Consider the following 20,447-nt stretch of genomic DNA (forward strand, 5'->3'; position numbering starts at 1 on the left):
AGCCATATCAGCTTTATGGTATACTTTTTTTGTATTAAAATCTGTAGCTTAAACTCAATCCTGTTTTCGGCTGATCATAACCATACTGATCCTGAATAACAGCCGGTTTAAAGGATAAATCCGGGTCATGTCTGCTTTCATAAAGATGGGCATCTACTACGGCATCTACAATATTAAGGATATAAATTAGTCCTGTAATAGCAATAGCATAATCCCTTTGTCTTTTTGCTCTGTCCTGAACATTTCCCAAGGCCTTTTTATCCAGCCACGGATGGGTATCTACAAATTCGTTAGGCGTCCCGTTGAGCTTAGCAATATAATACTCACGGTATTTTTTATACTGGTTGTCATTCCATACGGCAATACCTACTCCGGCTCCTACTGCTCCCCATACAATTGGAATTTTCCAGTATTTTTTATTGTAGTACTGGCCTAGCCCCGGGAACACGGCTGAATACAATCCGGCTCTGGTAGGGTTCAATTTCAGTGTCTTTTTGGTTGGTCCATTGGCTTTCTCCAGATCCTCAATGATCTTAGCTTCAGTTTTCCCAGGTTTTACAACAGGGGGTATTTCGGCTTTTGGAGGACTTTGTAACCGAACAGTATCAATAGGGCCGACTTGTGAATAAGCCAGCACCGTAAGATTCAGGAAAAATGTGAAAAATATTTTCTTCATTATTTAATATGGGACAAAATATATTCCAATTCTTCTTCATTTTTGAAGTCCAGAACAATTTTACCTTTTTTACCGTTTCCAGAAGCTTTGATTTCTACTTTTACATCAAGGATATCAGCAATGGTCTTCTGGGCTCTTTTATAATTATTGGAAAGCTCTGCAGTTACTTTTTTCGCTGCCGGAGATTTTGGATTCTTCAATGCTGTTGCAGCCTGCTCAGCCTGACGCACATTTAATTTTTCTTTGATGATCAAATCAAACAGGATCTGCTGATTTTCTTCATTTTCAAGACTGATGATCGCTCTCCCATGTCCTGCAGAAATTTCACCACTTCTGATGGCATTCTGAATATCCGGATTCAGCCTCAGCAATCTGATGGAATTGGTAATGGTACTTCTATCCTTTCCAATTCTCTGGCTAAGGTTTTCCTGAGTAAGGCCAATTTCTTCTAAAAGCCTTTGATAAGTTAAGGCTATTTCTATGGCATCAAGGTCTTCTCTCTGGATATTTTCAACAAGAGCCATCTCAAGAAGCTCCTGGTCATTAACTAAACGGATATATGCAGGAATAGTTGTTAACCCGGCAATTTTAGTTGCTCTGTAACGTCTTTCCCCGGATATGATCTCAAACTTTTCGCCATCTTTTCTTAAGGTAACCGGTTGAATTACGCCTAAATTTTTGATAGACTGGGCCAGTTCATTTAATGCTTTTTCATCAAAATAAGTTCTTGGCTGTGTCGGGTTTGGGTAAATATCCTCAAGTGCTACTTCTACAATATTTCCAACAAACTTATCTGCTCCTTCATCCGTAGCAGAATTGACACTCGCTTTGGATTCAGCACTTAAAATGGCTCCTAAACCACGTCCCATAGCTCTTTTCTTGTCCTTCATAGATATAATTGATAAATGATGTTTGATAAGTGATGACCAGCATTACTTAGGGTCCATTTATTATTAATTTAATTTTTTATTAAATTTTCGTTTCTCAAAAGAACTTCTTCAGCCAACTGAATGTACTGAACGGCTCCTTTACTTTCAGCATCATAATTAAGGATACTTTCTCCAAAACTTGGAGCTTCACTCAATCGTACATTTCTGCTGATAATGGTTTCAAAAACCATTTCCGGGAAGTGTAAGTTCACTTCTTCCACAACCTGGTTTGATAATCTCAATCTGCTGTCATACATTGTCAGAAGAAGACCTTCTATATCAAGATCTTTATTGTGGATCTTCTGAACGTTTTTAACGGTATTCAGAAGTTTTCCCAATCCTTCTAATGCAAAATACTCACACTGGATAGGAATAATCACTGAATCTGCAGCGGTAAGGGCATTCACGGTGATGAGCCCTAAACTTGGTGCACAATCGATGATAATGTAGTCATAATCATCTCTCACACTTGCCAATGCTTTTTTCAGCATATACTCACGATCTACTTTGTCTACCAATTCAATTTCTGCTGCTACCAGGTCAATATGTGACGGAACAATATCCAGATTCGGAGTTGCTGTTCTTTTGATACAGGCTCTTGTATCTGCACTATGCTCCAGTAGATTGTAGGTAGAATACTGAACATCTTCCACTCCCAGCCCGGACGTTGCATTTGCCTGGGGATCAGCGTCGATGATTAATATTTTTTTCTCCAATACTCCTAATGCTGCTGCTAAGTTTACAGCGGTGGTTGTTTTTCCAACTCCCCCTTTTTGATTAGCAATACCTATGATTTTTGCCATTATTAGAACTTTAAGTTTCAAAAATACACTTTTTTCTTTGCTCCCGATGAATGGCTAAAATCAAAATTGAGTTAAAATACTGTTAATAAGTATTTTAGCGATTAAAAAAATTATCCACAAAAAAAAATCTTTGTGGATAACTATTTAAAATTCGTTTTCTATGGTGATTAATCAAACTTCATTGAGATGGGAAATTTGAAATAACTTCTTACGGATTCTCCTTTTTTATTTTTTGCAGGAATCCATTTCCCATTTTTAGAAATTGATTTAATTGTTCTTATTGCTTCATTGTTAAAATCCGCATTGGTTCCATTAGCTTTTACCCCTGATATTGTTCCGTCCATTTCTACGATAAAGGTAATTGTAGTTTTCATTACATCTTCTGCTTCAAATCCTGAGCTGTCGAAGTTGTTCATTACCTTGTTTCGGAATGAATCTATCCCACCCAGGAAGTTAGCTTCTACACTCAGTTCCGTTTCAATTTTTTTAGGATCTGTTTTTTCTACTACCGTCTCTGTTTTTATTGAAGGTCCGGTTCCTCCTCCGATAACCTGAGGGACAATCGGAACATATGATGTAGTTTCCGTTTCTTTTCCCTGTGAAGTTTGTACACTTGCTACTGCATTTACTTTGTCTACCTCCTCCGTTTTTTCATTTCTTACCACTGCTTTAGGCTCCGGTAATCTGTTATCATAAGTTTTTACACTAGGAGGCGGAGTCGCCGGTTTTACAATTTGTGTAGGTGGTGGATCTTTCTCTGGAGTTTGAACAACCTTAATTATTCTTCTTCCATCATCAGTTGTTCTAGCCACCACTGTATCTGAATTAAATGCAGAGATTACAAACGGGGTAATGGACACAGCTGCCAGCAGACTTACTCCTACAAAAAGGGCTTTGGTTAATATTCTATCTGATTCGTTTCTTAATGCATAAGCGCCGTATTCTTTATTTCGGTGCTCAAAAAGAACTTCGTTGAAGCGAAATTCCTGGTTTTGGTTCAGTTGTTTCATCACAATCTATTTAAACTGTTAATCATTATTAATTCATTAATTCTTACCGATAAGCATTAATACGATATCAAAATATCTGCCAAAAAATTATCAAAACAATATAATTTTAAAAAAAATTATGACAATATTCAATTTTAACATTTTCCAAATATTGTAATTGTTTAAAAACAGCGGTAAAACATATTCTATTTAAGAAAGAAACATCAGGAGAAGAATTAATGTGCATAGTAATCCCGGAGAATTGATTATGATGGTGATATATAATGTTTAAAGGCAAAAAATAAAGCCCTGTATTGAATGCAGCACCAGATACCATAAATAAAATGAGCAGTGAATTAGTGCTCCCTCTTCAATTCAATATTATGGTAATGGCCGATTCATTTTACAACAGTATCCGGCAGCGTTCAAATATTTTCGATTTTTTTAAACAAAAAAAAGAGACCATCAATGACAGTCTCTTGTTATTTTATTTTCTAAATATATTAGAATAATTCTTTTCTGATAATGTTCTGACTTCTTTCAGGACCTACAGAAACCAAATACACATTGATTCCTAAATACTTCTCGATAAACTCGATGTATTTCTGAGCATTGTCCGGAAGTTCATCATAACTTCTTGCTTTTGTGATATCTTCTCCCCAACCTGGTAAATCCTGGTAGATAGGTTCGTAGTTGTATAACTTCTCTGTTGATGAAGTGAAATAATCGATGATTTTTCCGTCTTCAGTTTTATAATGGGTAACGATTTTAAGGTTTTCAATTCCTGTAAGAACGTCTAATTTCGTAATAACCAGGTTATTGATCCCGTTAATCATACAAGCATGCTTTAAAGAAACAAGGTCTAACCAACCTGTTCTTCTTGGTCTTCCTGTAGTTGCTCCGAATTCACCACCAATCTGTCTGATTTTCTCTCCTAATTCGTTATCCAGTTCAGAGGGGAAAGGTCCGTTTCCTACTCTTGTACAGTAAGCTTTCGCTACACCGATCAAGTTCTGAAGTGAAGTTGGCGGAACACCTGCTCCTGTACAAACGCCTCCTGTAGATGGAGAAGATGAAGTAACGTATGGATATGTTCCAAAGTCGATATCAAGCATTAACGCCTGAGCTCCTTCAAACAATACATTTTTACCGTCTCTGATCGCTTCGTTCAATTCCAATTCCGTATCAACGATTCTGTCTTGAAGCTGCTTTCCGATTTCCAAATATTCGTTGTAAATCTCTTCAACGTCTAAAGTTGGTTTATCGTAATATTTTTCAAAAAGAGAATTTTTAACTTTTAAGTTCTTCTCAATTTTATCTCTTAAAATTTCAGGATTTAAAAGATCTACCATTCTGATTCCTACTCTTGCAATTTTATCTTCATAGCAAGGTCCGATTCCTTTTTTGGTAGTTCCAATCTGAGTTCCTCCGTGTTCCTCTTCACGGTAAGTATCCAAAAGGATGTGGTAAGGCATAATTACATGTGCTCTTCTGCTGATAAAGATATGATCTGATCTTAAGCCTTTGCTCTCAATCTGACCAACTTCTCTAATGAAAGACTTAGGGTTTACCACTACACCATTCGCAATGATACATTTCCCTTTGCATTGAAGAACTCCTGAAGGAAGAAGGTGTAGAACGAATTTTTCATCACCCACATAAACCGTGTGACCAGCGTTGTCTCCACCCTGGAAACGTACTACATAATCTGATTTTGCTGATAAAACATCCGTGATTTTTCCTTTGCCTTCATCTCCGTACTGAAGACCTACAACTACATAAGTTGACATATTTTACTTTTGTTTTTAGATTCGTGCAAAATTACTTTTAAAAAATTGGGTGGGCAAATTATGAATGAATTTTATTTTTAGGTGAAGTGAAAATCATGAGGTTGGAGCTAAAATTCGCTATCTACATTCAACTTATAATTATATTTGACATAAAGTTTCAATATATGCAAAACAGTTTTATAAAAGAATCCGATGAATCAATAAACTATTTTTCAAATTTCCTTACTCACTTAAGATTTATGAAAAGTTTATATTCCGAAATATCTGTTTTTTTTACAACTAATACAGAAAAACAAAACTTACATGATTTTTATATACTAAATGATATATCTTCATTAATTACAATCTGCCATTTAGATTTAGTTACTAATTCCAAAAATTTATATTTAGCAAAAAGTAACTGGGAAAAAATTTTTTTTGTGAAAAACACTTTTTTAGTTATATATGAAACAATTAACTCCTTTCATAAACATGGGAAGTTTTTAAATGAAAAATCAAAATTAAATGAATCCATTTCCAGTGTGTTTTCAAAAGTTAATACTGACTTGAAGGATTTTAAAAAAAAATATAAATACGATACACATATTAATAAAATTAGAAATACAATATCGGGTCATATCAACGATAATTTTGAAGAGTATTATGATGAAATAATAAATTTCGATGCTGAGAAAACAGCTTTAATGACTCTTGATTTCATTAACATAATTGGTTCTATACAATACCTGTTAACTGAAATGATGCAGACAATTGAATTAGATAAGTCAAAAATAAGTAATGAAAAATTGAATAGACTACAAGAGATATTAAACAGTCTTTAGTGTAAGGTTAATCAACAAAAAATATATTCAACTATAATTTTTTTTAAAAGATATTAAAATGAGTCCAAAATCAGCATATATTCCTTCCAAGATAAACAAGGAATCTAAGCTTTTCTACACCCTGTTTTCTCCGGAAACAACAAAAACTACTCTATTAATTGTTCATGGTATGCAGGAACACAGCGGAAGATATGCTGAGATCGCAGAATACTTTGCGGCTCATGGAATTGCTGTATTGACCTATGACCATCTGGGACATGGAAAATCTGTAAAGGAGGAAAAAGAGATTGGATTTTTCCAGCTTGAGAAACCGGATGAAAGATTGGTAGCCGATGCAGAAATGATGGCGGATTATCTTGCAGAACAATATCCTGATGTTTCTCATTTTATTCTTGGTCATTCTATGGGTTCTTTTATTACCCGCTGTCTTCTTCAAAAAGCAAGTGATAGGTTTTCAGGTGCCATCATTACCGGAACCGGCGGTCCTTTACCCGGAATCAATCTATTAAAAGGATACTTATTTTTAGCCAATGCCATAGCTCCACATCACCGTACTTTTTTGAATTCTACTTTTACCAGGGTCAACAATAAGCAGTTTACAAAGGATAAAGATTTTGGAGATACAAGCTGGCTCAGTGTTAATCTAAGAAACAGGCGTAATTTTGAACAGGATAAACTTTGTGGGATTCCGTTTACAAACAATGCCTTCTATGCTTTATTCAGTATTTACAAAAAAGCTACCGCAAGAAACTGGGCTGATTCAATTTCCAAGACTTTTCCTTTTCTATTTGTAAGCGGGCAAGATGATCCTATTGGTGATTTTAGCAAAGGAGTGATGTATACTGTGGATCATTTAAAGACTGATGGTTTCCAGGATGTAAGTGTGGAGATCTATTCCGGGATGCGCCACGAAATTCTGAATGAGGAAATCAGAGAGGAAGTTATGAATACTATATGTGACTGGATTTCAAAAAAAGGCGAATGAACGAACGAACGAATGGGCTAAAGCCCATTCCTATTGAATATTCTCTTTGACGTTAGATTAAAATCTCACCTATTTTCCCAATTGATACATCTAAATAATGCATAAACATCTGCGAAATCTGTGGGATCTGCGAGAAATTAAAAATATCATATCCTAAACAAACGAACGAACGGGCTCAGCCCGTTCTATTGAATAATATTAGAATAAAATCTTACCTATTTCCCAATTGATAACATCTAAATAATGCATAAATATCTGCAAAACCTGTGAGATCTGCGAGAAATTTAAAATATCATATCCTAAACAAACTAACGAACGGGCTGAGCCCATTCCTATTGAATATTCCTCTTTGACGTTAGATTAAAATCTTACCTATTTTCCCAATTGATACATCTAAATAATGCATAAACATCTGCGAAATCTGTGAGATCTGCGAGAAATTTAAAATATCATATCCTAAACGAACGAACGGGCTTCAGCCGTTCTATTGAATAATATTAGATTAAAATCTTACCTATTTTACCGGTTAAACATATTATATAATACGTACACATCTTCGAAATCTGTGGGAGAAATTAAAACAATCAAATCAATACCACTTCCCTATCCATTCCAATTTCCCTCAGGAAAACCTCATCGTGAGAAACCACCACCAAGGTTCCATGATAATCTTTAATGGTATTCGTTAAAATTTCTACATTCTGCAGATCCAGATTATTGGTAGGTTCATCAAGAATAATCATATCCGGAGTCTTATTACTGACAGAAAGCCCGCATAATAAAACTCTCAGGCGTTCTCCTCCACTTAAGACGCCACATTTTTTATCCCAGGTTTCCTTTCCAAACAAAAATCTGGATAATAAAGTTTTCACCTCGGACTCCTGCAATGCCTGATCATTGAATTTCTGAACAAAATCATAAATACTCAAATCGTTTTCAATCAGAGAGTATTCCTGATCCACATATATCCTGTTGAAATCTGCTCTTATAATTTTCCCTGCAGAAGGTTCTGTATTTCCAAGCAAGAGCTTTATCAGGGTTGTTTTTCCTGACCCGTTCTGACCTTTAAGAGAGACCCTTTCTCCGCTTCTGATTTCAAGATTTAGATTTTCTTTCCACAGTTTTTCTCCTCCATAGCTGAAATTTACCTCTTCCAGTGTCATTAAAATCTTACCGGAATGCAGGCTGGAGTCATTGAAGTTTACTTTCATCTGATCAGAATTCTTTAATGATGAACGTAAATCTCTCAGATTCCCGGAAATACCACTGATTTTTTCAGCATGAATATTTTTCAGTTTTGATGTGTTTTTTTCGGCATTGTTCCTAAGAGTATTCATCATAATCCTGGCAACACCGGACTTTTCCTGCTTCTGTTTTCCTCTGGCATCAAGCTTTTGTTTCCGTTCCAGGGTTTCCCGTTCTTTCTCTTTGGCTTTTTTCAAAGCACGCTCTTGGGCATGAATATCATTATGTAAAGCCTCCTTTTCAACTTCTTTTTGCTGGGTATAAAAGTCATAGTTTCCACCATACGTGGCAATTCCCTGATTGCTTAACTCAAAAATGGTATCCACCAGATTCAGTAATGTTCTGTCATGGCTTACAATAATTACTGTGGCGTTTGTTTTATCAATCAGATCATACAATAATTTCCTTCCCTCCAGATCCAAATGATTGGTAGGTTCGTCCAGTATAATGATCTCCGGCTGATTGATCTGAATTCCGGCAAGGAAAACTTTGGTTTTTTGGCCTCCGCTTAAATTTTCAAGCTTTTGGTTTAATTCAAAATCCCCAAGTCCCCAGTACTGTAAAGCACTCCGACTTCGTTCTTCAAGATCCCAGTCGTCATTCAGGATCTCAAAATATTTTTCATCAACGTCTCCTTCCGTAATTTTCTGAAGGGCATATAGTTTTTGGTCTATCTTCAGACACTCTGCAATGCTAAGGTCATTCCCATTTCCAAACAGTTGCGGAACATAGAAAATATCTCCATGGATATTTATATTTCCGTTTAGTGGCTGTAATTCATCAGCGATAAGCTTCAGCAGGGTAGATTTCCCCATACCATTACTTCCCACTAAAGCAGATTTTGTTTGAGTTGATATCGTTAGATTGATATGATTAAATAGCAGGTTGCCTCCCGGAAACCCAAAGGATATATTTTGTAGTAAAATCATGATTTCTTTCTTAAAACAATTAGGTAAACAACAGCAACTCCTTGGTTACTGCCTGATCAAGTCTGAAAGAAATTATATCCTACATGTCTGTATATTGGGTTTTGAAAGGACAAATATAGTAATTTCTTACTATTTCTTTATTTACTGCCTAAAAAAGCGACTCCATTCTACCCAAAAATAAAATGCATTCTATACATGATAAACTGATAAGGATCATCTGCTGACTTATTATCTGCTTTTCTTCCATACATTAAACGGCCTATTTTTTTCACCTTGACAAAATTCATTTTCTTAATGCCAGGACTTGCTATATGCTTAAGAACTTTATCGGTTATCATTTAAACACACTGCGTCCACCATATGAACTCTATAGCTTTCAAATCTTGAAAACTCTCAAACTCATAAAACAGGAAAGTATTTTGATCAAAAATCCGTAACTTTGCCAACTACTAAAAATTTTTATGGAAAGCATTAAAGTTCACGACAAAACTTTCGTTCCTTATTTGAAGGACGCCGAGATTCAGGAAATTGTAAAAGAGACAGCGTTAAGAATTTATGAAGATTACAAGGATGAAGTTCCTGTGTTCATTGGCGTTTTAAACGGAGTAATCATGTTCTTCTCAGATCTATTAAGGTATTACCCAGGTGAATGCGAAATTGCTTTCATTCAAATGAGTTCTTATGTGGGAACTGAGTCTACAGGGATTGTTTACCAAAAAATGGAACTGACTAAAGATGTAAGAGACCGTCACATTATTCTTGTTGAAGATATTGTGGATACAGGAAATACAGTGGAAAGTCTTTTCAAATACTTTAAAGAAACACAGCGCCCTAAATCTGTAAAACTGTCAAGTTTCTTACTGAAACCTGAGATTTATAAAAAAGATTTCAAATTGGATTATATTGGGAAGGAAATTCCAAATAAATTTGTTCTTGGTTATGGACTGGATTATGATGAACTGGGAAGAAACCTTCCTAATTTGTATCAGTTGGAAGACGGTCAAATCAACCATTAATGCCTATAGCTATCAGCTACTGGCTTTTAGCTTTAAATATTAAATCGAAATAAAAGTAAAATATTAACTAAATAAAGCCAAAAGCAAAAAGCAGGTAGCCAGAAGCAAAATGCCAATTGCCGGAAGCGAATCAAAATTATGATAAACATTGTTCTGTTCGGCCCTCCAGGAAGTGGAAAAGGAACCCAAGCTCAAAATCTAATCGAGAAATTCAATTTAAAGCAAGTTTCAACAGGTGATCTTTTCAGATACAATATGAAAAACGACACGGAGCTTGGAAAGCTGGCAAAGTCTTACATCGATAAAGGAGAACTGGTTCCGGATCAGGTAACAACAGATATGCTGATTGATGAAATCAGAAAGCCTACCGATACCAGCGGTTTTATTTTTGATGGTTATCCAAGAACTACTGCTCAGACGGAAGCTTTGGAAAAAATAGTTAAGGAAGAGCTGAATGACAAGATTGATATCTGTCTTGCATTGGTGGTAGAAGATAAAATTTTGGTTGAAAGACTTCTGAAAAGAGGAGAAACCAGCGGTAGATCAGACGACAGTAATGTAGAGATCATTGAAAACAGAATTAAAGAATATTATTCTAAAACGGCAGAAGTAGCCGAACTTTACAAGCAGCAGGGAAAATATGTGGAGGTAAATGGTGTAGGAGAAATTGATGAGATTTCACAAAAGCTTTTTGCTGAGGTAGAGAAAATTAAATAAGGATTTAGAATTAGGGATTAGGATTTAGCATCGTTAAATATCTGTTCCCTAACCCCTAAGGCCTAAACCCTAAAAATTATGTCAAACTTTGTAGATTACGTAAAGATTCATTGTAAAAGCGGACATGGAGGAGCAGGTTCTGCCCACCTTAGACGTGAAAAATATATCCCTAAAGGAGGTCCTGATGGTGGTGACGGAGGTCGCGGCGGACATGTCATCATGAGAGGGAATGCACAGGAATGGACTTTACTTCCACTTCGATACACGCGTCATATAAAAGCAGATCGTGGTGAAAATGGAGCAAAAAACCAGCTTACCGGAGCTGACGGTTCTGATATTTATATTGATGTTCCCATTGGAACTATCGCTAAAAATGAAGAAGGAGAAATCATCGGGGAAATTCTTGAGGACAAGCAGGAAATCATTTTGATGCTGGGTGGAAAAGGTGGAAAAGGAAACGAGCATTTCAAATCATCCACCAATCAAACTCCAAGATATGCTCAACCCGGAATGGATGGAGAGGAAGGCTATGTTGTTTTCGAGCTTAAAATTTTGGCAGATGTAGGTTTGGTTGGATTTCCAAATGCCGGAAAATCTACCCTTTTAGCATCTGTTTCTGCAGCAAAGCCTAAAATTGCAAATTATGCTTTTACTACGTTAACTCCCAATTTAGGAATTGTAGACTACAGAAATTACAAATCATTTGTAATGGCTGATATTCCAGGGATTATTGAAGGGGCAGCTGAAGGAAAAGGATTAGGACACAGATTTCTGAGACATATTGAAAGAAATTCAATTCTTTTATTTTTAATTCCTGCAGATTCTGAAGATCATTACCAGGAGTTTAAAATCCTGGAAAATGAGCTTGTAGAATATAATCCTGAACTATTGGATAAAGATTTCATTATTTCTGTTTCTAAATCCGACCTTTTGGATGATGAGCTGAAAAAAGAAATTGCAGCAGAATTTCCTGAGAACAGACAGCCTTTATTTTTCTCCGGAGTTACTGGAGAAGGGTTGGTAGAGCTGAAAGATGCTATCTGGAAGAAATTACATGGATAAACGAAGATCTTAATTCATCAGTCTTACTTTTTACAGAGTAGATTACATCAAAATAAATACCCCGGAATTTTTTCGGGGTTTTGTTTTGGCATTAAGTTTTCTTTCTGTTGTTTGATGTAAGATTCCACTGGAGCCGGAAAAATAAATGCTTTTTGGAACAATTATTGAGAGAGAGTTTTTAAAATTTAAACTATGAAATATATCCTTAGTTTTTGTGCCCTGATATTCGTATTTTCATGCACTTCTCAAAAAGTAAATCCGAAGTATTCTAAAATTGAATATGAAGCCACTCCCTGTTTCGGCTTCTGCCCTGTTTTTAAAATGACAATTAACCCGGACAGAACTGCTGTTTTTGAAGCTGAACATTTTAATTTCAGTGAAAAGCCTTCAAAGGATGAATTTTCTAATCCCAGGGAAGGAACTTTTACAGGAACCATCAAAGAGGAGGACTACAATACATTACTCAAGCTGCTGGATGGTTTAGAGGTGAAAAATCTAAAAGATAAGTATGGTGAAAAAAATATTACAGATCTTTCCACTTCTTATTTAAGGATTAATTTTGCGGACGGAACTTCCAAAAATATACAGGACTATGGAAAACGGGGAAGTGAAAAACTGTCCAAAGTTTATCATTTCTTTGAAGATCTCAGAAAAAATCAAGACTGGACTAAAGTAAAGTAGTTTCGGTTAACAATATTTAAATTATTTTTGCAGAAATAATTCCTTCATTTGGGAGGAATTATTTTTTTTATAAAAACATTAATCATTTAATTCAAAAAAATGAAGAAGAACATTTTATCTGCATTATTATTTGCTGTATCTGCTGTTGCATATGCTCAAAGCTCGGACATGAGTTTTGGTGTAAAAGGTGGGTATACGCTATCCAGTATGAAATTTTTCGACAGTAAATTAGATTCAAAATCCTATTTCTATATAGGCGCTGTAGCAGAGCAGGTCCTGTCATCAAAATTTGCAATACAGGCTGAAGTCCTTTATACACAACTTGGTGGTAAAGAATCATATCCATGGACCCAATTAGTAGGAAGTGAAGTAGTAAATGTGGGAGATATGAATTTTGAATACCAGATGAACCAGATTCAGGTCCCGATTTCTGCAAAGTATTATTTCATTCCTAATCTTTCTGCTTCTGTAGGAATGAACATTGGAATCAACGTTTCAACAAAAGTAAAAACAAGCAGTCTTTTCAGTGATTCTGCCAAAGAGAACTATACCGGAGCAAAAACAATTAATCTCTTTCCTTTTTTAGGAGCTGAATATAAAATTAATGATCAGTTTTTTGTAGATGCCCATTATAATTTTGACTTTATAGAAACTAATAAAAGTCAGCATGTGCCTACGAAAGTGGGATTTTTACAGGCTGGTGTAGGATATAGGTTCAAATAACCGTACCGATTACAATACAAATGGCTGCCCGGATCCGGGCAGCCATTATTTTTATATGAAACTTCTGTTTATTTTTTAATAAACTGTTTCGTGATCACTCCGGTTTCAGTTTTGATTCTGATAATATATGATCCGGATGGAAGACTCTTCACATCCATTCTATTACCGTTTATAACGATATTTACTTTTTTACCGGAAATATCAAATACCTCAGCTTCACTGATGTTTGCAGAGGTTCTAATGTTCAGAATATCGGTAGCCGGGTTAGGAAATAATTCAACATTATTTTTCTGCTGCATCCTTTCCTTTTTATCCAGTTCCAAAAACATTTCCTTCTGAGCAGATTGAACCTGTGTATTTCTTTGTACCATTTCAGGTTTTCTACATGGGGCAATAAAGGCATGATACTTAGATCCCATTTCCATAGATGTTCCCGGCAAAAGGTTGATACTGTTTCCGGCCTGCATAATAATATCATGTTTAGGGCTTAAAATATACCTATCCTTAGTAGTTATATTCTTACCTATTTCATAATAATAAGACGCATTAGGCTCGGTAGTCAGCAGCAGATTCTCTATACATGGGGAGCCTCCAGAATTTTCTTTCATGGGAAGTAATTGAGGCAGCCCATACTGGGTTTGTCCGCTACCTAAATTTACAGCATTGAAATCCACACTCATATTGGAACCGTATACATCGGGATTTATCACCTTACCTAAAAATGAACTAAACGATTTACTTACATATACATCCCCATATTTATTTCTCTGAAGGGTCATACCTGTGTGAAGCGGTGCGTTAGTCTCAGTATAAATCTCCGTATGAAGCACATTGGAAGATGTTGAATTTACCAGATCAACGGCATGGATATTTTCATATCCTAGGAATAATACGGATGCATCTTTATTAAATTCAGGAACATAGGCTCTCAGTCCATTTATCTGTAATGAAAAATCATTAGTGAGCTGTCCGGTAGAGGAATTAAATGAATATACTTTATTCACGTAATAACTCTCAGGTGGATATGGATTTTGTGAATCTGTCCAAAAAGAAATACAGATATAATGAGAATAATATCCATTATTCAGCTTTGGAGACTGTCTTACACTAAAATATTTATAAACGCCAAAAGTTACAGGAAAATTGAGGTTACTTATAACGGGTGCTCCATTAGAAAATCCCTGATTACCCAGCTTATAACTGTAGAGCTTTGTTCCATTTGGAATTAAAACCCAGAAAGACTGATCCGTACTATTGGGAATAATAGTTACCGCTTCTGAATCAAAATGATTCCCTAAATTATCCAATACCGCAATATCTTTAGCCCCCGGCAGCACATCTCCAAGGGGAGATCCGTTAGTACCTATACTCCCTAAGGTCATATCAACAATTGAGTAGCTTATATGATATGAACCTCCGGCATTTTCCCCTGTTGTAAAAACATAGTACTGATTATCATTTGCAGGATTTTTTACAATAGCAAGCTGTTGGGCGCTATCGTTTTGCTGCGTGATCAAAGTACCATTGGGCATAACCTGGTGCTGCCTGTTCCAAATTTTTTGACCATTCATATAAAAAAGAAGCTTTCCGCTTGCATCACTTACGGTACCACATCCTTCAAGAGCTTGCATATTACTGTTACTCAAAGCTACAGGAGTGGATGATGAAAAGTTGAGTGCCGCATTATTTCCAAAATACCAGTTATCATTTTCGCCCTGGGCAAAAGATAAAAGTGGTACAATCAATGATAGTATTATATATATTTTTTTCATAGATCAGTTTTATATTATTTTATCTTTTTTTCCAGAGCTTCAATTCTTTTCTGTTGCTCAATGGTGTACAATGTCAGTTCTTCAATTTTTTTCAGCAAAAGAATGTTCATTTCTTTCAGTTCAATTCCATTTTTAATGGCCTGTTCTGTAGTTGGAACTTCCGGTAAATGGCCATTTTTATTGATAAACTGGGCAAGGTCATTTAATGGCATCAGCTTATAATCTTTTTCAAAAACATAATCTGCCCATCCATTAGCGGCAGCAATATCTACTTTTACTCTTTCTGTCCGGATTCCTTCTTTTACAAAAAGTTTATATTTCTGTCCGTCGGGAGCCACTCCGTCAGCAGGAAGCTGAGTGGTAAATCCGCCAATACCGATAGTTCCGTTATTTCCTACGATCCAGTTTCCGATATTCAGCTCATTGTTAGGCGAAGACACATAGGGGGTAATGAAATTTCCGATAAAAATATTGTTATCCCCCGAAAGAATAGCTTTGGCATTGGAAGAACCCACTGCTATATTATTAGAGCCCCCTGCCAGGCTCACTAAAGAACTTCTTCCCACTACTGTATTATTATTTCCTGCTACTAAGTATCTTAATGCATCCCAGCCTATTCCTATATTATAATCCCCAGATAAAGATCCTGATCCCATAGCACTGTTTCCCATTCCTATATTTCCTATTCCTTTTTGAAAATATTCTAATGAATTCATCCCTACAGCAACATTCATGGTAGCGGCTATTGTATGTCGCATACTATTCTGTCCCACAGCCACATTATTATCGCCACTGCTTATTGATGACATTGCATTATTCCCCACCGCAGTATTACCATTACCTGTTGTATTTTGGGTTAGAGATCCCATTCCAAAAGCGGTATTAGATGATCCCGATGCATTATCCGTTCCACCTCCAAAAAAAAGGTTTTTATCCCAAACCATCCCTGGTGATGTCACATTAAAAAATATAAACCTTCCATTAGGAGTAATCTTCATTTTCTCTGTGTTGTTAGTCTTGAAAACCAGCGGCTGGCTATCGGTAGTTCCTATAAAATTGGTTCCGGGAGCTGTTCCTGCATTCCCGCTAAGGTTCCATGATTGGGCATTAGAATTCAAGCCTGCTACAGCAGCAAGTAGAATGATTATTTTTTTCATAATTAAAGTTATCTGGTTATTTATTTTATTTTCTTTTTAAGCTTTTCGATTTCTTCATTCTGTTTTTTCAGCTGGCTGTTCTGATCAATTAAATGAAGGGTCAGTTCTTCCACTTTTTTAAGCAGAAGAATGTTCATTTCTTTCAGTTCAATTCCATTTTTTATAGCTTCTTCAGTAGTAGGAACCTCTGGGAGGTGCCCATTTTCATTGATAAACTGCGCCAGATCATTCAAAGGCAACAGCTTGTAATCTTTTTCGAAAACATAATCTGCCCATCCGTTATTGGCGGCAATATCTACTTTTACTCTTTCTGTCCGGATTCCGTCTTTCACAAAAAGTTTATATTTCTGACCATCAGCAGCAATTCCGTCAGCAGGAAGCTGAGCCGTAAACCCACCAATACCGATAGTTCCGTTATTTCCTACAATCCAGTTTCCGATATTCAGCTCATTTTTAGGAGAAATGGTGTTGTAAGGAACAATCTTAGTCCCGATAAAAATATTATTCTCCCCTGAAGTGATCTGCGCTGCATTAGAATATCCTATTCCTATGTTATTACTTCCTTTAACAAAAGCCCTGTATGAGTCTCCTCCAAGTATCACATTATAATTCCCCTCATTGGCATATCTCAGGGCACTAGATCCCAACGCTATATTAAAATCTCCTTTAAAGTTTCCGGATCCTATAGCACCCGCACCTATACCCACATTATTATTTCCACCCTGAAAATTTTCCATTGCATTCATTCCTACCGCAGTATTAGAATTTCCTGCCACGCTATTTCTCATAGAATTAAAGCCCACTGCAACATTGAATAACCCATTAGTCATTAATGATATTGCATTGTTTCCAATAGCTGTATTGCCACCACCTTCTGTAAGCTGAGTAAGTGCTCCCATTCCGAAAACAGCATTATTAGTAGTGACCGAATTATCCATTCCACCCCCGAAAAACAGGTTTTTATCCCATACCTGCCCTGGGGTTGCAATATTGTGGAATATAAATCTCCCATCCAGGCTTATTCTCATGCGCTCAATATTATTTGTTTTAACAACAAGAGGTTGAGTATCTGATGTTCCTATAAAATTTGTCCCGGGAATCGTTGATGCATTTCCGGTAAGACCCCATGATTGGGCTTGAGCATTAGAATTCAAGCCTGCTACAGCCGCAAGCACAATGATTATTTTTTTCATGATTAAAAGTTATCTGGTTATTTATTTTATTTTGTTTTTGAGTTTTTCAATCTCTTCATTTTGTTTTTTCAGCTGGCTGCTCTGATCCGCCAGTTGCTTATTCTGATCAATTAAATGAAGGGTCAGCTCTTCTACTTTTTTAAGCAGAAGAATGTTCATTTCTTTCAGTTCAATTCCATTTTTTATGGCTTCTTCTGTAGTAGGAATTTCTGGAAGATGCCCATTTTTATTGATAAACCGGGCAAGGTCATTCAATGGCATCAGCTTATAATCTTTTTCAAATACATAGTCTGCCCACCCATTGTTGGCGGCAATATCTACTTTTACTCTTTCTGTCCGGATTCCGTCTTTTACAAAAAGTTTATATTTTTGTCCATCGGCAGCAATTCCGTCAGCAGGAAGCTGAGTAGTAAATTGTCCTATCCCTATAGTTCCGTTGTTTCCTATGATCCAGTTTCCTATATTCAGTTCATTTTCTGGAGCCGTTGTATTATAAGGGGTAATAAAGCTTCCGATAAAAATATTATTGTTTCCGGAAGTAATCAGTTTGGCATTAGAATGTCCTACGTTGATGTTTCCTGATCCTTTTGCAAAAGCTCTGAATGAGTCTCCCCCAAGTATTGTATTATAGCTTCCGACCTGGATATATCTTAAAGCACTGGTACCTACTGCTACATTAAAATCTCCTACCAGGCCTCCTGATCCCAGTGTTGAATTTCCAAGCCCCACATTTCCAAGCCCCGACTGAAAGTTCTCTAAAGCGTTCATTCCTACTGCCGTATTAAGATTACCGGATACCGTATTTCTCATACTGTTTGCTCCCAGAGACACATTATTATCTCCACTTGTGATAAGAGAAAGTGCATTATTTCCTAAAGCTGTATTTCCGGATCCTGCCATATTTTGGGTTAAAGCTCCCATTCCAAAAACAGTATTGTATAATCCTGACGGGCTATCTACCCCACCACCAAAAAACAGGTTTTTATCCCATACTTGCCCGGGTGTTGCCACATTAAAGAATATAAATCTTCCATTTTCAGTGATCTTTACCTTTTCAGCATTATTTGTCTTAAAAACTAAAGACTGATTGTCTGTTGTTCCTATGAAGTTTGTTCCGGAAACTGTTCCGGCATTTCCGGTTAGGCTCCATTGAGCATTAGCTGTTACACTGAAAACAGCAGCAAGTAAAATGATTGTCTTTTTCATGATTAAAAGTTATTTTTTGACTTATTTTTTTAATAGAAGGAGAAATGATTCTTCATCTGCCCCTGGAATTACTATTATTTTTTGATAAATGGTTTAGAAATTACCCCTCCTTTTGTTTGTATGTATAAAAGGTAATTTCCTGCCGGTATATTTCTGACATCAATTTTATTTCCGTTGGTGCTTACACCCATTTTTTTACCGGATATATCGAATATTTCAATTGAATTAACATCGGTAGTACTAATGGTAAGAATATCCGAAACCGGATTTGGATAGATTTTAATATCATTATTCAGCTTCATTCTTACTTCTTTATCAAGCTCCAAAACCATTTTTACGGGAACATGTCCCTTATTTTCATTTGAAATTCTATCTACAGAGCCTCTATCACAGGGAACAATCTTCGCCGTATAGCTTTCTGCCATAATATGAGTATTAGGCAAAAGTGTTATGCTATTTCCAGCATTCATAATAATACGCTGTTTACCTCCTATGGTATAATTATGTATTGTTTTGATATCCTTTCCTACATTGTATGTGAAATTATTATTGAGTTCAGGGGTTGCCAACGTCAGGTCGGTGATACACGGATAATAAGGAACCGGCTCATATGAATTCACCAGTTGAGGCAGCCCAAAGAACGTAGTAGGCCCATTTAAGTTGATATCAGACATATTCACACTCATAGCTGATATATTTCCGTTGGGATTTATTATTTTCCCAAGATATGGCTGTCCGGGGCTGCTTACATAAACATCACCTTTTGTATTTCTTTGCAATCCGAAAAATGGATTTCCGAATACATCACCATGGATCATTGCATAATTAATATTGGAAGGTGTGGATGTCAGTAGATCTACAGCATACATATTTTCATATCCTAAAAACAAAACAGAGCCGTCTTTATTGAATTCTGAAAGATAACCACCCAGCCCGTTCACTTGAAGTAAGAAATCATTGGTAAGCTGCCCGGTTACACTATTAAAAGAGTACACCTGATTTTTAAGATCAGAAACAGGCTTCCAGAGAGAAATGCATACAAAATGGGTATAATTTACACTTCTGTTGACTCTTGGTGATGCCTTAACTCCAAAAAAGCTGGTATTTCCTAAAGGTGTTGAAAGATTTAAGTTACTGACCACAGGATTTCCGTTATTGAATCCGCTTCCATCCACCCTATAACTGTACATACGGGTTCCGTTTGGGATGAGCACCCACAAAGATCCATTACTGGCATTAGGAACTACCGTTACCGCTTCAGATTGAAAACTGTTCCCGGACGAATCTACAATCGTAATATTCTTAAATTGGGGCAAGACAGCTCCCAAAGCTCCCTGAGACATATCTACAATAGAATATTTGATCGCATTACTGCCTGTTGAAACCCCATTCTCTGTTGTGGTAATTACAAAATACTGATTGGGATTAGTGGGGTGCTTTACAATGGCAAGCTGCTCGCTTGAGCTGTGCCCATCAAGTCCTGAGCCATTTTGCATCACCTGATGATCTTTATTCCAGATAGTCTGTCCATTGGTGTAAAATAACAGATTTCCCCCGGCATCACTCACTGTACCACAGGCTTCTATTGCCGTCATCTGGCTGTTGGTAAGGGATAACGGGCTTGCATTGGAAAAATTAACGGCGGCTTTAGTTCCAAAGTACCAATTGTCATTTTCTCCTTGAGCAAATATCATATTTACTCCAAAGCTCAAAAAAAACAAAAGAAAAATCTTCGTCTTCATATTATATTATT

18 protein-coding genes are annotated in these 20,447 nt (G+C 36.3%); 7 read left to right on the forward strand and 11 right to left on the reverse strand.

Translation table 11 applies throughout. The annotated features are described in order from the left end of the window. Window positions 1-34: 34 nt before the first annotated feature. From LQV47_RS11255 to LQV47_RS11275, 5 genes are all read right to left on the reverse strand, one after another. Entirely contained in the window at window positions 35-676 is a 642-nt protein-coding gene (locus LQV47_RS11255; RefSeq protein WP_230036898.1) for a DUF5683 domain-containing protein, read from the reverse strand. Further along, the gene (locus LQV47_RS11260) at window positions 676-1,566 is read right to left on the reverse strand and encodes a ParB/RepB/Spo0J family partition protein (protein WP_230036900.1); all 891 of its coding nucleotides are present in this window, start codon (window positions 1,564-1,566) and stop codon (window positions 676-678) included. Before LQV47_RS11260 ends, LQV47_RS11255 begins: the two co-directional genes overlap by 1 nt. A gap of 68 nt (window positions 1,567-1,634) precedes the next feature. Further along, the gene (locus LQV47_RS11265; protein WP_230036902.1) at window positions 1,635-2,408 is read right to left on the reverse strand and encodes a ParA family protein; all 774 of its coding nucleotides are present in this window, start codon (window positions 2,406-2,408) and stop codon (window positions 1,635-1,637) included. 167 nt (window positions 2,409-2,575) lie between these two features. Next, window positions 2,576-3,418, reverse strand: a complete 843-nt coding sequence (locus tag LQV47_RS11270) for an energy transducer TonB (protein ID WP_230036904.1) — start codon at window positions 3,416-3,418, stop codon at window positions 2,576-2,578. 482 nt (window positions 3,419-3,900) lie between these two features. Next, window positions 3,901-5,187, reverse strand: a complete 1,287-nt coding sequence (locus LQV47_RS11275; protein ID WP_230036906.1) for an adenylosuccinate synthase — start codon at window positions 5,185-5,187, stop codon at window positions 3,901-3,903. 164 nt (window positions 5,188-5,351) lie between these two features. Between LQV47_RS11275 and LQV47_RS11280 the strand changes: the two genes are divergently transcribed. Next, entirely contained in the window at window positions 5,352-6,008 is a 657-nt protein-coding gene (locus tag LQV47_RS11280) for a hypothetical protein (RefSeq protein WP_230036908.1), read from the forward strand. 58 nt (window positions 6,009-6,066) lie between these two features. After that, the gene (locus LQV47_RS11285; protein WP_230036910.1) at window positions 6,067-6,993 is read left to right on the forward strand and encodes an alpha/beta fold hydrolase; all 927 of its coding nucleotides are present in this window, start codon (window positions 6,067-6,069) and stop codon (window positions 6,991-6,993) included. Window positions 6,994-7,577: 584 nt separating this feature from the next. On the opposite strand, the gene LQV47_RS11290 is transcribed toward LQV47_RS11285, so the two are convergent. Continuing rightward, on the reverse strand, window positions 7,578-9,167 hold the full coding sequence (locus LQV47_RS11290; protein ID WP_230036912.1) for an ABC-F family ATP-binding cassette domain-containing protein: 1,590 nt from the start codon (window positions 9,165-9,167) through the stop codon (window positions 7,578-7,580). Window positions 9,168-9,628: 461 nt separating this feature from the next. On the opposite strand from LQV47_RS11290, the gene LQV47_RS11295 reads away from it, so the two are divergent. From LQV47_RS11295 to LQV47_RS11315, 5 genes are all read left to right on the forward strand, one after another. After that, complete coding sequence (locus LQV47_RS11295; RefSeq protein ID WP_047487041.1) at window positions 9,629-10,183, forward strand: phosphoribosyltransferase family protein; 555 nt, start codon at window positions 9,629-9,631, stop codon at window positions 10,181-10,183. Window positions 10,184-10,321: 138 nt separating this feature from the next. Further along, window positions 10,322-10,900 (forward strand): adenylate kinase, encoded by a 579-nt coding sequence (locus LQV47_RS11300; RefSeq protein WP_230036914.1) that lies wholly within the window; start codon window positions 10,322-10,324, stop codon window positions 10,898-10,900. Between the two features lie 78 nt (window positions 10,901-10,978). Beyond that, a complete protein-coding gene (obgE, locus tag LQV47_RS11305; protein ID WP_230036916.1) occupies window positions 10,979-11,962 on the forward strand; it encodes a GTPase ObgE in 984 nt (327 codons plus the stop codon). Window positions 11,963-12,154: 192 nt separating this feature from the next. Further along, complete coding sequence (locus LQV47_RS11310; protein ID WP_230036918.1) at window positions 12,155-12,643, forward strand: DUF6438 domain-containing protein; 489 nt, start codon at window positions 12,155-12,157, stop codon at window positions 12,641-12,643. Between the two features lie 99 nt (window positions 12,644-12,742). After that, the gene (locus LQV47_RS11315) at window positions 12,743-13,366 is read left to right on the forward strand and encodes a porin family protein (protein WP_230036920.1); all 624 of its coding nucleotides are present in this window, start codon (window positions 12,743-12,745) and stop codon (window positions 13,364-13,366) included. Window positions 13,367-13,434: 68 nt separating this feature from the next. Here the strand turns inward: LQV47_RS11315 and LQV47_RS11320 are convergent, their stop codons facing one another. The 5 genes from LQV47_RS11320 to LQV47_RS11340 form a co-directional block, all read right to left on the reverse strand. Further along, on the reverse strand, window positions 13,435-15,138 hold the full coding sequence (locus LQV47_RS11320) for a T9SS type A sorting domain-containing protein (protein ID WP_230036922.1): 1,704 nt from the start codon (window positions 15,136-15,138) through the stop codon (window positions 13,435-13,437). Window positions 15,139-15,152: 14 nt separating this feature from the next. Continuing rightward, window positions 15,153-16,295 (reverse strand): hypothetical protein, encoded by a 1,143-nt coding sequence (locus LQV47_RS11325; protein ID WP_230036924.1) that lies wholly within the window; start codon window positions 16,293-16,295, stop codon window positions 15,153-15,155. Window positions 16,296-16,315: 20 nt separating this feature from the next. Next, the gene (locus LQV47_RS11330; RefSeq protein WP_230036926.1) at window positions 16,316-17,488 is read right to left on the reverse strand and encodes a hypothetical protein; all 1,173 of its coding nucleotides are present in this window, start codon (window positions 17,486-17,488) and stop codon (window positions 16,316-16,318) included. 21 nt (window positions 17,489-17,509) lie between these two features. Beyond that, window positions 17,510-18,694, reverse strand: a complete 1,185-nt coding sequence (locus LQV47_RS11335; RefSeq protein ID WP_230036928.1) for a hypothetical protein — start codon at window positions 18,692-18,694, stop codon at window positions 17,510-17,512. A gap of 74 nt (window positions 18,695-18,768) precedes the next feature. Continuing rightward, a complete protein-coding gene (locus tag LQV47_RS11340; protein ID WP_230036930.1) occupies window positions 18,769-20,436 on the reverse strand; it encodes a T9SS type A sorting domain-containing protein in 1,668 nt (555 codons plus the stop codon). Window positions 20,437-20,447: the final 11 nt, after the last annotated feature.

Source organism: Chryseobacterium sp. Bi04, assembly GCF_918698085.1.
In the GTDB taxonomy this organism is placed as follows: Bacteria; Bacteroidota; Bacteroidia; order Flavobacteriales; family Weeksellaceae; genus Chryseobacterium.

Excerpts from the sequence above, each read along its gene's own strand:
- LQV47_RS11255 (WP_230036898.1), bottom strand. The coding sequence starts at position 676 with ATGAAGAAAATATTTTTCACATTTTTCCTGAATCTTACGGTGCTGGCT.
- LQV47_RS11260 (WP_230036900.1), bottom strand. The coding sequence starts at position 1,566 with ATGAAGGACAAGAAAAGAGCTATGGGACGTGGTTTAGGAGCCATTTTA.
- LQV47_RS11265 (WP_230036902.1), bottom strand. The coding sequence starts at position 2,408 with ATGGCAAAAATCATAGGTATTGCTAATCAAAAAGGGGGAGTTGGAAAA.
- LQV47_RS11270 (WP_230036904.1), bottom strand. The coding sequence starts at position 3,418 with ATGAAACAACTGAACCAAAACCAGGAATTTCGCTTCAACGAAGTTCTT.
- LQV47_RS11275 (WP_230036906.1), bottom strand. The coding sequence starts at position 5,187 with ATGTCAACTTATGTAGTTGTAGGTCTTCAGTACGGAGATGAAGGCAAA.
- LQV47_RS11280 (WP_230036908.1), top strand. The coding sequence starts at position 5,352 with ATGCAAAACAGTTTTATAAAAGAATCCGATGAATCAATAAACTATTTT.
- LQV47_RS11285 (WP_230036910.1), top strand. The coding sequence starts at position 6,067 with ATGAGTCCAAAATCAGCATATATTCCTTCCAAGATAAACAAGGAATCT.
- LQV47_RS11290 (WP_230036912.1), bottom strand. The coding sequence starts at position 9,167 with ATGATTTTACTACAAAATATATCCTTTGGGTTTCCGGGAGGCAACCTG.
- LQV47_RS11295 (WP_047487041.1), top strand. The coding sequence starts at position 9,629 with ATGGAAAGCATTAAAGTTCACGACAAAACTTTCGTTCCTTATTTGAAG.
- LQV47_RS11300 (WP_230036914.1), top strand. The coding sequence starts at position 10,322 with ATGATAAACATTGTTCTGTTCGGCCCTCCAGGAAGTGGAAAAGGAACC.
- obgE (WP_230036916.1), top strand. The coding sequence starts at position 10,979 with ATGTCAAACTTTGTAGATTACGTAAAGATTCATTGTAAAAGCGGACAT.
- LQV47_RS11310 (WP_230036918.1), top strand. The coding sequence starts at position 12,155 with ATGAAATATATCCTTAGTTTTTGTGCCCTGATATTCGTATTTTCATGC.
- LQV47_RS11315 (WP_230036920.1), top strand. The coding sequence starts at position 12,743 with ATGAAGAAGAACATTTTATCTGCATTATTATTTGCTGTATCTGCTGTT.
- LQV47_RS11320 (WP_230036922.1), bottom strand. The coding sequence starts at position 15,138 with ATGAAAAAAATATATATAATACTATCATTGATTGTACCACTTTTATCT.
- LQV47_RS11325 (WP_230036924.1), bottom strand. The coding sequence starts at position 16,295 with ATGAAAAAAATAATCATTCTACTTGCTGCTGTAGCAGGCTTGAATTCT.
- LQV47_RS11330 (WP_230036926.1), bottom strand. The coding sequence starts at position 17,488 with ATGAAAAAAATAATCATTGTGCTTGCGGCTGTAGCAGGCTTGAATTCT.
- LQV47_RS11335 (WP_230036928.1), bottom strand. The coding sequence starts at position 18,694 with ATGAAAAAGACAATCATTTTACTTGCTGCTGTTTTCAGTGTAACAGCT.
- LQV47_RS11340 (WP_230036930.1), bottom strand. The coding sequence starts at position 20,436 with ATGAAGACGAAGATTTTTCTTTTGTTTTTTTTGAGCTTTGGAGTAAAT.